This window comes from Streptomyces fulvorobeus, from assembly GCF_013167895.1.
Lineage (GTDB): Bacteria > Actinomycetota > Actinomycetes > Streptomycetales > Streptomycetaceae > Streptomyces > Streptomyces fulvorobeus.
Genome location: NZ_BLWC01000001.1, coordinates 847918 through 862271, shown reverse-complemented (window position 1 = coordinate 862271; position 14354 = coordinate 847918). Strand labels below are relative to the sequence as shown.

Sequence of the window (14354 nt, the reverse complement as noted above, 5' to 3'; positions counted from 1 at the left end):
GGGCGTTCCCAGGGACCCGCTCGTAGGCTCGGAACATGTCAGAGGTGTACGCCGTCCGCCGTGGCCTGCTCCGCGACCGGTGCGCCGCCGCGGGGTCCGCGGCCGCCCTGGTCACCCGCCCCGCCAACGTCCGCTATCTCGCGGGCGCGGCCCCCAGGGGGGCCGTCCTGCTGCTCGGACCCGCACCCTCCGAGGACACCCTGCTCTGCCCCCGCGCGCCCGCCAAGGACCCCGCCGACGGGCGCCCCGACGAGGCGCTGCGCCAGACCGTGCTCCCGGCGCCCGGCGGCGACCCCGTGGTCGCCGCCGCTGATCTGGCCATGGCTCTGGGCGCGGAGTCCCTCGCGGTCGAGGAGCACGATCTGACGGTCGCCCGGCACCGTGCCATGGGCTCGGTCGCCCCCCGGCTACGGCTGGCCGACCTCGGCTCCGCCGTGGAGCAGCTGCGGGTCGTCAAGGACGAGGAGGAGATCGCCTGCCTGCGGATCGCCGCCGAGATCACCGACCACGCGCTCGGTGAGCTCCTGGAATCGATCCTGGTGGGCAGGACCGAGCGCCACCTCGCCCTGGAACTGGAACGCCGCCTGGTGGACCACGGCGCGGACGGCCCGGCCTTCGCGACCTCCGTCGCCACCGGGCCCCATTCGGGCCGTGGCGGTCACAGGCCATCGGACCGGCGGGTGGAGGAAGGCGATTTCCTCTCGGTCCGCCTCGGCGCGAACTACCGCGGCTACCGTTGCGCGATCGGCCGCACGTTCGTGATCGGGACGACTCCCGCGGACTGGCAGATCGAGCTCTACGACCTTGTTTTCGCCGCTCAGCGGGCCGGCAGGGAGGCGCTCGTGCCCGGCGCCGCCTACCGCGACGTCGACCACGCGGCCCGCCATATCCTGGAGTCCGCGGGCTACGGTGAGGGCCTCGCACCCTGGACCGGGCACGGGGTCGGGCTCGAAATAGACGAGGACCCGCAGTTGGCACCGGCAGCCATGGGTAAACTGGACGCTTGTGTGCCGGTCACCGTCGAACCCGGGGTCCACCTCCCGGGCCGGGGCGGGGTCCGGATCGATGACACGCTCGTCGTGCGCCCTGAGGCGGACGGCGGACCCGAGCTACTCACCATTACGACCAAGGAGCTGCTCGCGCTCTAGCGCGCATCCTCGGTCGTCCACCAGCTTCAGTCCAGGAGATTCCGCAACCGTGGCTTCCACGAACGACCTCAAGAACGGCCTGGTGCTCAAGCTCGACGGGGGCCAGCTCTGGTCCGTCGTCGAGTTTCAGCACGTCAAGCCCGGTAAGGGCCCGGCCTTCGTGCGCACCAAGCTCAAGAACGTGCTCTCCGGCAAGGTCGTCGACAAGACGTTCAACGCCGGCGTGAAGGTCGAGACGGCCACCATTGACCGCCGCGACATGCAGTTCTCGTACATGGACGGCGAGTACTTCGTCTTCATGGACATGAACACCTACGACCAGCTGATGGTCGACCGCAAGGCTGTCGGCGACGCCGCCAACTTCCTGATCGAGGGCTTCACCGCCTCCGTGGCCCAGCACGAGGGCGAGGTGCTCTACGTCGAGCTGCCGGCCGCCGTCGAGCTGACCATCCAGCACACCGACCCGGGTGTCCAGGGTGACCGCTCCACCGGTGGCAGCAAGCCCGCCACCCTGGAGACCGGTTACGAGATCGGCGTCCCGCTCTTCATCACCACGGGCGAGAAGATCAAGGTCGACACCCGCACGGGCGACTACCTCGGCCGGGTGAACAGCTAACCGTGGCTGCCCGGAACAAGGCTCGCAAGCGCGCCTTCCAGATCCTCTTCGAGGCCGACCAGCGCGGTGAGTCCGTGCAGACGGTCCTCGCGGACTGGGTGCGGCTCTCGCGGACCGACGACCGTCAGCCCCCGGTCGGCGAATTCACGATGGAGCTCGTCGAGGGGTACGCGCAGTACGCGGACCGCATCGACGACCTCATCGTCACCTATGCCGTGGACTGGGAGATCGACCGCATGCCGGTCGTCGACCGGAGCATTCTGCGGCTCGGTGCGTACGAGCTGATCTGGATGGACGGGACGCCGGACGCCGTCGCGATCGACGAGGCGGTCCAGCTCGCCAAGGAGTTCTCCACCGACGACTCCCCGTCGTTCGTGAACGGGCTGCTGGCCCGCTTCAAGGACCTCAAGCCGGACCTCCGCCGGGAGCAGTAGCCTCCGGCGCGTTCGCCACGAAGGGCCCATGGTCGGTGACCGTGGGCCCTTCGGCGTGTCCGGGGCGGGCTGGTCCGCGCGGCCGCGCACCCGGCGCGGGGACCGGGCACGCGGACGCCGGGTGGGCGGGGCCGGAGCCCCCGCCCACCCGGCGGTACGTTTCTTCTGCGGAGCGGTCAGCCCTCGTCGTGGGCGACCGCGCGGCGCGCGTCCGCGTCCAGGACACCCCAGCTGATCAGCTGCTCCGTGAGGACGGAAGGCGACTGGTCGTAGATCACGGCAAGCGTGCGCAGATCGTCCTGGCGGATCGAGAGCACCTTGCCGTTGTAGTCACCGCGCTGGCTCTGGATCGTCGCCGCGTACCGCTGCAGCGGCCCGGCCTTCTCCGGCGGGACGTGAGCCAGGCGCTCCAGGTCCAGGACGAGCTTCGGCGGCGGCTCGGCGGCCCCGCCGGGCGTCGTCCCGGGCAGCAGCTCCTGCACCGGAACCCCGTAGAAGTCGGCCAGCTCGGCAAGGCGCTGTACGGTCACCGCGCGGTCGCCACGCTCGTACGAACCGACCACGACGGCCTTCCAGCGGCCCTGGGACTTCTCTTCCACGCCATGGAGGGAGAGGCCCTGCTGGGTGCGGATGGCACGGAGCTTGGCCCCGAGCTGCTTTGCGTATTCGCTGGACATAAGGCTCCCCGGACGCTGGAACAGTTTGCGGCTCCGCCGCGTGGCTGGTAACTCACTGTGAGGTTACGCAGCGTTACTTGGATGCGTCAAGCTGAATGGTCCGTACCGGTACCTCCCGGGGGTCCCGCCCGGGGCCCGTACTCGCCCTGGTAACGTGGGTGACGCAATTTCGACGTCCTTTAACGTCCGTCCGGTGAGGCGGAGAAGGAGGTCCGTTTCATATGGACACACAGCACGACGCCATCGGCGACGCGGCCCGCCCCGTCCTCGAGGCTTCCGACATCGCCCGGGTACTGACCCGGATCGCCCACGAGATCGTCGAACGCGCCAGGGGCGCCGACGACGTGGTGCTCCTCGGCATTCCGACGCGCGGCGTCTTCCTCGCCCGCCGGCTCGCCGACAAGCTTCAAGAGATCACCGGCCGCACGATGCCGGTCGGATCGCTCGACATCACGATGTACCGCGACGACCTGAGGATGCGCCCCGCGCGCGCCCTGGCCCGTACCGACATCCCCGGCGAGGGCATCGAGGGCAGGCTGGTCGTCCTCGTCGACGACGTGCTCTTCTCCGGCCGTACGATCCGCGCCGCACTCGACGCGCTCGGCGACATCGGACGCCCCCGCGCCGTGCAGCTCGCGGTCCTCGTCGACCGCGGTCACCGGGAACTGCCCATCCGGGCCGACTACGTCGGCAAGAACCTCCCCACGTCGCTGCGGGAGACGGTCAAGGTCCAGCTCGCCGAGGAGGACGGGCGCGACGCCGTACTGCTCGGTGTCCAGCAGGCGGCCCCGGCGGCCGAGCAGTAGCCGCCGAGAACCCGTACGCCGCCCGTCAGGCCGTACAGCGGCTTCCGCACGCCCGCGTGTGCCCGCACCCCTCCCTCAGCAATCCGGAGAACCCCCAGATGAAGCGTCACCTCATCTCGGCCGCCGACCTCACCCGCGACGACGCCGTCCAGATCCTCGACACCGCCGAGGAGATGGCCCGGGTCGCGGACCGGCCGATCAAGAAGCTCCCCACCCTGCGCGGACGTACGGTCGTCAACCTCTTCTTCGAGGACTCCACCCGTACCCGCATCTCCTTCGAGGCCGCCGCCAAGCGCCTCTCCGCCGACGTCATCAACTTCTCCGCGAAGGGGTCCTCCGTCTCCAAGGGCGAGTCGCTCAAGGACACCGCCCTGACCCTGGAGGCGATGGGCGCGGACGCCGTCGTCATCCGGCACGGCGCCTCCGGTGCCCCTACCGGCTGGCCACCTCCGGCTGGATCGACGGCGCCGTGGTCAACGCGGGGGACGGCACCCACGAGCACCCCACCCAGGCCCTGCTGGACGCCTTCACGATGCGCCGCAGACTGGTCGGAGCCGACGCCGGTCTCGGCGGGGACCTCGAAGGCCGCCGCATCACGATCGTCGGCGACATCCTGCACAGCCGGGTGGCCCGCTCCAACGTCCACCTGCTCACCACGCTCGGGGCACACGTCACCCTGGTCGCCCCGCCGACCCTCGTACCGGTCGGCGTGGAGGCGTGGCCGTGCGAGGTCAGCTACAGCCTCGACGACGTGCTGCCGGAGTCTGACGCGGTGATGATGCTGCGGGTGCAGCGTGAACGGATGAACGCCGCCTACTTCCCGACCGAGCGCGAGTACTCCCGCCGCTACGGCCTGGACGGCTCGCGCATGGCGAGGATGCCCGGGCACGCCATCGTCATGCACCCCGGGCCGATGGTCCGCGGCATGGAGATCACCGCGGACGTGGCCGACTCCGACCGCTGCACGGTCGTCGAGCAGGTCGCCAACGGCGTCTCCATCCGCATGGCCGTGCTCTACCTGCTGCTCGGCGGCAACGAGTCGGCCGCCCCCGCCCACCCGGCACCCGCCGCCACCCTTGCTCGCAGCGCTTCGCGCCCCTTCGAACCCGAGGAGAACAAGTAACCATGAGCAAGATCCTTATTCGCGGCGCGAAGATCCTCGGCGGCGAGCCGCAGGACGTCCTGATCGACGGCGAGACCATCGAGCGGGTCGGTAGGGGCATCGAGGCCGGCGACGCCACCGTCGTCGAGGCGGCGGGCCAGGTCCTGCTGCCCGGCCTGGTCGACCTCCACACCCATCTGCGTGAGCCCGGCCGCGAGGACTCCGAGACCGTCCTCACCGGTACGAAGGCCGCCGCGGTGGGCGGCTTCACCGCCGTGCACGCCATGGCCAACACCTTCCCCGTCGCCGACACCGCAGGCGTCGTCGAGCAGGTCTGGCGGCTCGGCAAGGAGTCCGGCTACTGCGACGTGCAGCCCGTGGGCGCCGTCACCGTCGGCCTGGAGGGCAAGCAGCTCGCCGAGCTCGGCGCCATGCACGACTCCGCCGCCGGAGTGAAGGTCTTCTCCGACGACGGCAAGTGCGTCGACGACGCCGTGATCATGCGGCGCGCGCTGGAGTACGTGAAGGCGTTCGACGGGGTCGTCGCCCAGCACGCCCAGGAGCCGCGCCTGACCGAGGGCGCCCAGATGAACGAGGGCGTCGTCTCCGCCGAGCTGGGCCTCGGCGGCTGGCCAGCCGTCGCCGAGGAGTCCATCATCGCCCGCGATGTCCTCCTCGCCGCCCATGTCGGCTCCCGGGTGCACATCTGCCACCTCTCGACCGCCGGTTCCGTCGATATCGTCCGCTGGGCCAAGTCCAAGGGCTGGAACGTCACCGCCGAGGTGACCCCGCACCACCTGCTCCTCACGGACGAGCTCGTACGGTCCTTCAACCCGGTCTACAAGGTGAACCCGCCGCTGCGCACCGAGGCCGACGTCATGGCCCTGCGCGAGGCGCTGGCAGACGGCACCATCGACTGCGTCGCCACGGACCACGCCCCGCACCCGCACGAGGACAAGGACTGCGAGTGGGCCGCGGCCGCCATGGGCATGGTGGGCCTGGAGACCGCGCTCTCCGTCGTGCAGCAGACGATGGTCGACACCGGCCTCATCGACTGGGCCGGTGTCGCCGACCGCATGTCCTTCCGCCCCGCGGCCATCGGCAGGCTCCAAGGACACGGCCGCCCCGTCTCGGCAGGCGAGCCCGCCAACCTGACGCTCGTCGATCCGGCATACCGTGGACTCGTTGACCCCGCGGGCTTCGCGTCCCGCAGCCGCAACACCCCGTACGAGGGTCGCGAGCTGCTGGGCCGAGTGACCCACACCTTCCTGCGGGGCCGTGCCACGGTCGTCGACGGGAAGCTCGCGTGACAACACTGACCCCCCTGTACCTGCTGGCCGCCGAGGAGAAGTCGGCCGAGGTGACCGACTGGTCCGCCCGGATCAGCTGGGTCCTCGGACTGGCCGCCCTCATCGCCCTCGTCTACTGGCTGATGCGCCAGGGATGGAAGTGGCGCGGACAGCTCCAGTCCGACCTGCCCGAGCTGCCCGCCACCCCCGAGGGATTCGCGGACGGCGGGACCCTGCTCACCCTCTCCGGCCGCTACCACGCATCGACGACCGCCGGGCAGTGGCTCGACCGGATCGTCGCCCACGGGCTCGGCACCCGAAGCCGCGTCGAGCTCACGCTCGGCGAGCGGGGACTCGACGTCGTACGCCCCGGAGCGACGGACTTCTTCGTACCGGCCGGTGCCCTGCGCGAAGCCCGGCTCGACAAGGCGCTCGCCGGCAAGGTCCTCCCCGAGGGCGGCCTGCTCGTCATCACCTGGGCGCACGGCGACAAGCTGATCGACTCCGGCTTCCGCTCCGACCGCGCGGCCGAGCACCGGGCCTGGGTCGACGCCATCAACCACCTGAACCGCACTACGGAAGGCACCGCACGATGACGATCTCCAATCCGGGGCATGCCTCGAAGGGGAAGAAGGTGTCTCCCGCCGTACTCGTCCTGGAGGACGGCCGCGTGTTCCGCGGCCGTGCCTACGGGGCCGTGGGGGAGACCTTCGGTGAGGCCGTCTTCAACACCGGCATGAGCGGTTACCAGGAGACGCTGACCGACCCCTCGTACCACAAGCAGGTCGTCGTGATGACGGCCCCGCACGTCGGCAACACCGGGGTCAACGACGAGGACGACGAGTCAGGGCGGATCTGGGTCGCCGGCTACGTCGTCCGCGACCCCGCCCGCGTCCCCTCCAGCTGGCGCTCGCGGCGCACGCTCGCCGACGAGCTCGTCCGGCAGGACGTCGTCGGGATCAGCGGCATCGACACCCGGGCGCTGACCAGGCACCTGCGCGAGCGCGGCGCGATGCGCGTCGGCATCTTCTCCGGTGAGACGCTCGCCGACGACGCCACACTGCTTGCCCGCGTCAAGGAGGCCCCCGAGATGACGGGCGCGAGCCTGTCCGACGAGGTGACCACCACCGAGGCGTACGTCGTCCCCGCGATCGGCGAGAAGAAGTTCACCGTCGCCGCCCTGGACCTCGGTATCAAGGGCATGACGCCGCACCGGATGGCCGAGCGGGGCATCGAGGTGCACGTGCTGCCCTCGACGGCGACCGTCGAGGACGTCTACGCCGTGAACCCCGACGGGTTCTTCCTGTCCAACGGGCCCGGCGACCCCTCCACCGTCGACCTGACGGTCGTCCGGGCCGTCCTGGCGCGCAGGACCCCGCTGTTCGGCATCTGCTTCGGCAACCAGATCCTCGGGCGCGCCCTGGGCTTCGGCACGTACAAGCTGAAGTACGGCCACCGCGGCATCAACCAGCCCGTGCAGGACCGCACGACCGGCAAGGTCGAGGTCACCGCGCACAACCACGGCTTCGCCGTCGACGCCCCGCTCGACAAGGTGTCCGAGACGCCTTTCGGCCGCGCCGAGGTCTCCCACGTCTGCCTGAACGACCAGGTCGTCGAGGGCCTCCAGCTCCTCGACCAGCCCGCGTTCAGCGTCCAGTACCACCCCGAGGCGGCCGCCGGCCCGCACGACGCCGCGTACCTCTTCGACCGCTTCGTATCCCTGATGGAGGCCGAGCGTGCCTAAGCGCACCGATATCCAGTCCGTCCTGGTCATCGGCTCCGGCCCGATCGTCATCGGCCAGGCCGCCGAGTTCGACTACTCCGGCACCCAGGCGTGCCGCGTCCTGAAGGCCGAGGGCCTGCGCGTCATCCTGGTGAACTCCAACCCGGCGACGATCATGACCGACCCGGAGATCGCCGACGCCACGTACGTCGAGCCGATCACCCCCGAGTTCGTCGAGAAGATCATCGCCAAGGAGCGCCCGGACGCGCTCCTCCCGACGCTGGGCGGCCAGACGGCGCTCAACACCGCGATCTCCATGCACGAGAACGGTGTCCTGGAGAAGTACGGCGTCGAGCTGATCGGCGCCAACGTCGAGGCCATCAACAAGGGCGAGGACCGCGAGCTCTTCAAGGGCGTCGTCGCGGCCGTCAAGGCGAAGATCGGATACGGCGAGTCCGCCCGGTCGGTCATCTGCCACTCCATGGACGACATCCTCAAGGGCGTCGACACCCTCGGCGGCTACCCCGTCGTCGTCCGCCCCTCCTTCACCATGGGCGGCGCCGGCTCCGGCTTCGCGCACGACGAGGAGGAGCTGCGCCGGATCGCCGGACAGGGCCTCACGCTCTCCCCGACCACCGAGGTGCTCCTGGAGGAGTCCATCCTCGGCTGGAAGGAGTACGAGCTGGAGCTGATGCGCGACAAGAACGACAACGTCGTGGTCGTCTGCTCCATCGAGAACTTCGACCCGATGGGCGTCCACACCGGTGACTCCATCACCGTGGCGCCCTCGATGACCCTCACCGACCGCGAGTACCAGCGGCTCCGTGACATCGGCATCGCGATCATCCGCGAGGTCGGCGTCGACACCGGTGGCTGCAACATCCAGTTCGCCATCGACCCGGCCGACGGCCGCGTCATCGTGATCGAGATGAACCCCCGGGTCTCGCGCTCCTCGGCGCTCGCGTCGAAGGCCACCGGCTTCCCGATCGCCAAGATCGCCGCGAAGCTGGCCGTCGGCTACACGCTCGACGAGATCCCGAACGACATCACCGAGAAGACCCCGGCCTCCTTCGAGCCGACGCTGGACTACGTCGTCGTCAAGGCCCCGCGTTTCGCGTTCGAGAAGTTCCCCTCCGCCGACTCCACCCTCACCACCACCATGAAGTCGGTGGGCGAGGCCATGGCGATCGGCCGGAACTTCACCGAGGCGCTGCAGAAGGCACTGCGCTCGCTGGAGAAGAAGGGCTCGCAGTTCACCTTCGTCGGCGAGCCCGGCGACAAGGCCGCGCTGCTGGCCGAGGCCGTCCGCCCGACCGACGGCCGGATCAACACCGTCATGCAGGCGATCCGCGCCGGCGCCACCCAGGAAGAGGTCTTCGACGCCACGAAGATCGACCCCTGGTTCGTCGACCAGCTCTTTTTGATCAAGGAGATCGCGGACGAACTGGCCGCCGCCGACCGCCTCGACACCGACCTGCTCGCCGAGGCCAAGCGGCACGGCTTCTCCGACGCCCAGATCGGCGAGATCCGCGGTCTGCGCGAGGACGTCGTACGCGAGGTCAGGCACGCGCTCGGCATCCGCCCGGTCTACAAGACGGTCGACACCTGCGCCGCCGAGTTCGCCGCCAGGACGCCGTACTTCTACTCCTCCTACGACGAGGAGAGCGAGGTCGCGCCGCGTACCAGGCCGGCGGTGATCATCCTGGGCTCGGGTCCCAACCGCATCGGCCAGGGCATCGAGTTCGACTACTCCTGCGTCCACGCCTCCTTCGCCCTGAGCGACGCCGGCTACGAGACCGTGATGGTCAACTGCAACCCGGAGACCGTCTCCACCGACTACGACACGTCCGACCGCCTCTACTTCGAGCCGCTGACGCTCGAGGACGTGCTGGAGATCGTGCACGCGGAGTCCCTCGCGGGCCCGATCGCCGGTGTCCTCGTCCAGCTCGGCGGCCAGACCCCGCTGGGCCTGTCGCAGGCGCTCAAGGACAACGGCGTGCCGATCGTCGGCACATCCCCGGAGGCGATCCACGCCGCCGAGGACCGCGGCGCCTTCGGCCGCGTCCTGGCCGAGGCCGGCCTGCCGGCCCCCAAGCACGGCACCGCCACCACCTTCACCGAGGCCAAGGCCATCGCCGACGAGATCGGCTACCCCGTCCTCGTACGCCCGTCGTACGTGCTCGGCGGCCGCGGCATGGAGATCGTCTACGACGAGACCCGCCTCTCCTCGTACATCGCGGAGTCCACCGAGATCAGCCCCACCCGGCCGGTCCTGGTCGACCGCTTCCTCGACGACGCGATCGAGATCGACGTGGACGCGCTCTACGACGGCACCGAGCTCTACCTCGGCGGCGTCATGGAGCACATCGAGGAGGCCGGAATCCACTCCGGCGACTCCGCCTGCGCCCTGCCCCCGATCACCCTCGGCGGCTACGACATCAAGCGGCTGCGCGCCTCCACCGAGGGCATCGCCAGGGGTGTCGGCGTACGCGGCCTGATCAACATCCAGTTCGCGCTCTCCGGGGACATCCTGTACGTCCTGGAAGCCAACCCGCGTGCCTCGCGTACCGTGCCCTTCACCTCGAAGGCGACCGCGGTCCCGCTCGCCAAGGCAGCCGCCCGCATCTCGCTCGGCGCGACCATCGCCGAGCTCCGCGAGGAGGGGCTGCTGCCGAGGACCGGCGACGGCGGCACCCTGCCGCTGGACGCGCCGATCTCCGTCAAGGAGGCCGTCATGCCGTGGTCGCGCTTCCGCGACATCCACGGCCGCGGCGTCGACACGGTCCTCGGCCCGGAGATGCGCTCGACGGGTGAAGTCATGGGAATCGACTCGGTCTTCGGCACGGCGTACGCCAAGTCGCAGGCCGGCGCGTACGGTCCGCTGCCCACCGAGGGACGCGCGTTCATCTCCGTCGCCAACCGTGACAAGCGCTCGATGATCTTCCCGGCCCGCGAACTGGTCGCCCACGGCTTCGAGTTGCTGGCCACGTCAGGGACGGCCGAGGTGCTCAAGCGCAACGGCATCAACGCCACGGTCGTGCGCAAGCAGTCCGAGGGCGAGGGCCCCGACGGCGAGCGCACCATCGTCCAGCTCATCCACGACGGCGAGGTCGACCTCATCGTCAACACGCCGTACGGGACGGGCGGCAGGCTCGACGGCTACGAGATCCGCACCGCGGCGGTGGCCCGGTCCGTACCCTGCCTGACGACGGTGCAGGCACTGGCCGCCGCCGTCCAGGGCATCGACGCGCTCAACCACGGCGACGTCGGCGTGTGTTCCCTCCAGGAACACGCGGAACGTCTCATCGCGGCCCGCGACTAGCAGTTCCAGATGGGGGACACCGGAAACGGTGTCCCCCTCTTCATGAGGACACCCTGATGTACAGACTCTTCTTCCAGCTGGTCTTCACGCGCATGGACCCCGAGCGGGCGCACCACCTGGCCTTCCGCTGGATCCGCCTGGCCGCCCGCGTCCCCGTGCTGCGCACCTTCGTCGCCGCCCTGCTCGCCCCGCGCCACGAGGAGCTGCGCACGGAGGCGTTCGGCCTGCGGATGCACGGCCCCTTCGGGCTCGCGGCCGGCTTCGACAAGAACGCCGTCGCGATCGACGGCATGTCGATGCTCGGCTTCGACCACATCGAGATCGGTACGGTCACCGGCGAACCGCAGCCGGGCAATCCCAGGAAGCGGCTCTTCCGCCTGGTCGAGGACCGCGCGCTGATCAACCGCATGGGGTTCAACAACGAGGGCTCCGCGGCCGTGGCCGAGCGACTGGCCTCCCGCACCCCGGTCTTCCGTACGACCGTCGGCGTCAACATCGGCAAGACCAAGACCGTCCCCGAGGGCGAGGCGGCGGGCGACTACGTGAAGTCGGCCGAGCGCCTGGCCGCCCACGCCGACTACCTCGTCGTGAACGTCTCCTCGCCCAACACACCCGGCCTGCGCAGCCTCCAGGCGACCGAGGCGCTGCGCCCGTTGCTCTCCGCCGTACGCGAGGCCGCCGACCGGACCGTCCCGGACCGCCGGGTCCCGCTCCTGGTGAAGATCGCCCCCGACCTCGCCGACGAGGACGTGGACGCGGTCGCCGACCTCGCGGTGGAGCTCGGCCTGGACGGCATCATCGCCACCAACACCACCATCGCCCGCGACAGCCTCGGCCTGAAGTCCCGGTCCTCTCTGGTCGCGGAGACCGGCGGACTCTCCGGAGCGCCCCTCAAGGAGCGCTCTCTCGAGGTCCTGAGCCGCCTGTACGCCCGTGTGGGCGACCGGCTCACCCTTGTGGGCGTCGGGGGCGTCGAGAACGCCGAGGACGCCTGGCAGCGCATCCTCGCCGGTGCCACGCTCGTCCAGGGCTACAGCGCCTTCGTCTACGAGGGCCCGTTCTACGCCCGCGCCATCCACAAGGGCCTTGCCGCACGCCTGGCCGCCTCCCCGTACGCGACCCTCGCCGAAGCGGTCGGCGCCGAGACCCGGAAGGCCGCGAAGTGACCCCCGAACCCTTCGGCACACGCCTGCGCCGCGCCATGGACACCCGCGGGCCGCTCTGCGTCGGCATCGACCCGCACGCCTCGCTGCTCGCCTCCTGGGGCCTGGACGACGACATCGCCGGTCTTGAGCGCTTCACGCGCACGGTCGTCGAGGCCCTGGCCGACCGGGTCGCCGTGCTCAAACCGCAGTCCGCGTTCTTCGAGCGCTTCGGGTCCCGGGGCGTCGCCGTCCTGGAGAAGGCCGTCGCCGAGGCGCGGGCGGCCGGCGCCCTGGTCCTGATGGACGCCAAGCGGGGCGACATCGGCTCCACGATGGGCGCCTACGCGGCGACCTACCTGGACAAGGACTCGCCGCTGTTCTCCGACGCGGTCACCGTCTCGCCGTACCTGGGCTTCGGATCGCTGCGCCCGGCGCTGGACGCCGCGGCGGCCTGCGGCGCCGGGGTCTTCGTGCTCGCCCTCACCTCCAACCCCGAGGGCGCGGAGGTGCAGCGCGCGACCGCGGCGGACGGCCGGTCGCTGGCTCAGGTGATGCTCGACCACATGGCCGCGGAGAACGAGGGGGCCACGCCGCTCGGCTCGGTCGGCGCGGTCGTCGGGGCCACGCTCGGCGACGCCGGGGTGGACCTGGCGATCAACGGACCGCTGCTCGCCCCCGGCATCGGCGCCCAGGGCGCGACCCCGGCGGACCTTCCGGGTGTCTTCGGCGCCTCGGTGGGCAATGTCGTGCCCAGCGTGAGCCGGGGTGTCCTGCGTCACGGACCGGCCGTTTCCGGGCTGCGCGAAGCCGCCGGACGGTTCGCGGACGAGGTCCGTGCGGCCGTCTCGGAGAGTTGACCATGCCACGTGGCAGCGCGTTGACGTATTCCTGACCAAAATCAGGGGCAATATGCCCGAAAAGTCCCGGTAGGCTGAGGCTGACCAGGACTTTTACTGCGTTCTCGCTGACTCAGGCGCCCTTGGCCGCTAGTCTCCGTCGAGAGTCAACGAGCAGAGGTTGTCCGTTGCTCACGAGGTGTGGGGCGACTAGGTTCCTCACCGGTCCGTATCCGACAGATCGACATCCGAGGTGACGTAGGCGTGGCTCTTCCGCCCCTTACCCCTGAACAGCGCGCTGCCGCGCTCGAAAAGGCCGCCGCGGCTCGCCGGGAGCGGGCCGAGGTCAAGAATCGGCTCAAGCACTCCGGCGCCTCGCTCCACGAGGTCATCAAGTCGGGCCAGGAGAACGACGTCATCGGCAAGATGAAGGTCTCCGCACTCCTGGAGTCCCTGCCCGGCGTGGGCAAGGTCCGCGCCAAGCAGATCATGGAGCGTCTCGGCATCTCCGAGAGCCGCCGTGTACGGGGTCTCGGCTCCAACCAGATCGCATCTCTGGAGCGTGAGTTCGGCGGCAGCGCCGCCTGACGTTCTCAGGCACTCCTGAGAAGCTGGATAATCGCTCCATGGCTGCAACATCCCGGGGGACGTCCCCCGTACCCCCGGACGTACGTCCGCGGCTGACCGTGCTCTCCGGCCCTTCGGGTGTCGGCAAGAGCACGGTCGTCGCGCATATGCGCAAGGTCCACCCCGAGGTCTGGCTCTCCGTATCCGCCACGACCCGCAAGCCCCGACCCGGTGAACGCAACGGCGTCCACTACTTCTTCGTGGAGAACGAGGAGTTCGACAAGCTCGTCGCCAACGGCGAGCTGCTGGAGTGGGCGGAGTTCGCGGGCAACCGCTACGGCACCCCGCGCCGCGCCGTCCTCGACCGCCTGGAGGCGGGCGAGCCGGTGCTGCTGGAGATCGACCTCCAGGGCGCCCGGCTGGTCCGCGAGTCGATGCCCGACGCCCAGCTGGTCTTCCTGGCCCCTCCGAGCTGGGACGAACTGGTGCGCCGGCTCACCGGCCGGGGGACCGAGGCGCCCGACGTGATCGAGCGCAGGCTCGCGGCCGCCACCGTCGAGCTTGCCGCCGAGGCGGAGTTCGATACGACACTTGTCAACACCTCGGTCGAGGATGTAGCACGTGAGCTGCTAGCCTTGATGCTGCAGGCTTCCGGCGACCGTGAGAGCAGTGACTGACGCCACTGACAC

General features: G+C 70.2%; 13 protein-coding genes and 1 pseudogene. 13 read left to right on the top strand and 1 reads right to left on the bottom strand.

The window, feature by feature from the left end:
• Positions 1–35: 35 nt before the first annotated feature.
• The 3 genes from Sfulv_RS03705 to nusB are packed head-to-tail and all read left to right on the top strand — an operon-like array spanning position 36 to position 2198.
• Positions 36–1148 (top strand): M24 family metallopeptidase, encoded by a 1113-nt coding sequence (locus tag Sfulv_RS03705; protein WP_173311284.1) that lies wholly within the window; start codon positions 36–38, stop codon positions 1146–1148.
• A 49-nt stretch (positions 1149–1197) separates the two neighbouring features.
• A complete protein-coding gene (gene efp, locus Sfulv_RS03700; RefSeq protein ID WP_031097761.1) occupies positions 1198–1764 on the top strand; it encodes an elongation factor P in 567 nt (188 codons plus the stop codon).
• A gap of 2 nt (positions 1765–1766) precedes the next feature.
• Positions 1767–2198 (top strand): transcription antitermination factor NusB, encoded by a 432-nt coding sequence (gene nusB, locus Sfulv_RS03695; protein WP_173311281.1) that lies wholly within the window; start codon positions 1767–1769, stop codon positions 2196–2198.
• 176 nt (positions 2199–2374) lie between these two features.
• Here nusB and bldD read toward each other — a convergent pair whose 3' ends face one another.
• The gene (bldD, locus tag Sfulv_RS03690; protein WP_014157378.1) at positions 2375–2875 is read right to left on the bottom strand and encodes a transcriptional regulator BldD; all 501 of its coding nucleotides are present in this window, start codon (positions 2873–2875) and stop codon (positions 2375–2377) included.
• Positions 2876–3096: 221 nt separating this feature from the next.
• Here bldD and pyrR point away from each other — a divergent pair, with 221 nt between their 5' ends.
• The 10 genes and pseudogenes from pyrR to gmk all read left to right on the top strand — a co-directional run bounded on the left by pyrR (position 3097) and on the right by gmk (position 14342).
• Complete coding sequence (gene pyrR, locus Sfulv_RS03685) at positions 3097–3681, top strand: bifunctional pyr operon transcriptional regulator/uracil phosphoribosyltransferase PyrR (RefSeq protein WP_173311278.1); 585 nt, start codon at positions 3097–3099, stop codon at positions 3679–3681.
• A gap of 98 nt (positions 3682–3779) precedes the next feature.
• Positions 3780–4804 (top strand): annotated as a pseudogene (locus tag Sfulv_RS03680) (aspartate carbamoyltransferase catalytic subunit).
• A gap of 2 nt (positions 4805–4806) precedes the next feature.
• Complete coding sequence (locus Sfulv_RS03675; RefSeq protein ID WP_173311275.1) at positions 4807–6093, top strand: dihydroorotase; 1287 nt, start codon at positions 4807–4809, stop codon at positions 6091–6093.
• Entirely contained in the window at positions 6090–6668 is a 579-nt protein-coding gene (locus Sfulv_RS03670) for a PH-like domain-containing protein (RefSeq protein WP_173311271.1), read from the top strand. Before Sfulv_RS03675 ends, Sfulv_RS03670 begins: the two co-directional genes overlap by 4 nt.
• Positions 6665–7816: a glutamine-hydrolyzing carbamoyl-phosphate synthase small subunit gene (gene carA, locus Sfulv_RS03665; protein ID WP_173311268.1), complete on the top strand. Its 1152-nt coding sequence runs from the start codon at positions 6665–6667 to the stop codon at positions 7814–7816. Before Sfulv_RS03670 ends, carA begins: the two co-directional genes overlap by 4 nt.
• Positions 7809–11117: a carbamoyl-phosphate synthase large subunit gene (gene carB / locus Sfulv_RS03660; protein ID WP_173311265.1), complete on the top strand. Its 3309-nt coding sequence runs from the start codon at positions 7809–7811 to the stop codon at positions 11115–11117. Before carA ends, carB begins: the two co-directional genes overlap by 8 nt.
• A 56-nt stretch (positions 11118–11173) precedes the next feature.
• Complete coding sequence (locus Sfulv_RS03655; RefSeq protein WP_173311262.1) at positions 11174–12283, top strand: quinone-dependent dihydroorotate dehydrogenase; 1110 nt, start codon at positions 11174–11176, stop codon at positions 12281–12283.
• Positions 12280–13119 (top strand): orotidine-5'-phosphate decarboxylase, encoded by an 840-nt coding sequence (gene pyrF, locus Sfulv_RS03650; RefSeq protein ID WP_173311259.1) that lies wholly within the window; start codon positions 12280–12282, stop codon positions 13117–13119. Before Sfulv_RS03655 ends, pyrF begins: the two co-directional genes overlap by 4 nt.
• Before the next feature lie 243 nt (positions 13120–13362).
• Positions 13363–13686 carry an integration host factor gene (locus Sfulv_RS03645; RefSeq protein ID WP_018524251.1) on the top strand — a complete coding sequence of 108 codons (324 nt, stop codon included), beginning with the start codon at positions 13363–13365 and terminating at the stop codon, positions 13684–13686.
• A gap of 38 nt (positions 13687–13724) precedes the next feature.
• A complete protein-coding gene (gene gmk, locus Sfulv_RS03640; RefSeq protein WP_173311256.1) occupies positions 13725–14342 on the top strand; it encodes a guanylate kinase in 618 nt (205 codons plus the stop codon).
• Positions 14343–14354: the final 12 nt, after the last annotated feature.

What these genes read in the sequence shown, in the direction of transcription:
- Sfulv_RS03705 (WP_173311284.1), top strand. Translation starts at nt 36, where the DNA reads ATGTCAGAGGTGTACGCCGTCCGCCGTGGCCTGCTCCGCGACCGGTGC.
- bldD (WP_014157378.1), bottom strand. Translation starts at nt 2,875, where the DNA reads ATGTCCAGCGAATACGCAAAGCAGCTCGGGGCCAAGCTCCGTGCCATC.
- pyrR (WP_173311278.1), top strand. Translation starts at nt 3,097, where the DNA reads ATGGACACACAGCACGACGCCATCGGCGACGCGGCCCGCCCCGTCCTC.
- Sfulv_RS03675 (WP_173311275.1), top strand. Translation starts at nt 4,807, where the DNA reads ATGAGCAAGATCCTTATTCGCGGCGCGAAGATCCTCGGCGGCGAGCCG.
- carA (WP_173311268.1), top strand. Translation starts at nt 6,665, where the DNA reads ATGACGATCTCCAATCCGGGGCATGCCTCGAAGGGGAAGAAGGTGTCT.
- Sfulv_RS03655 (WP_173311262.1), top strand. Translation starts at nt 11,174, where the DNA reads ATGTACAGACTCTTCTTCCAGCTGGTCTTCACGCGCATGGACCCCGAG.
- gmk (WP_173311256.1), top strand. Translation starts at nt 13,725, where the DNA reads ATGGCTGCAACATCCCGGGGGACGTCCCCCGTACCCCCGGACGTACGT.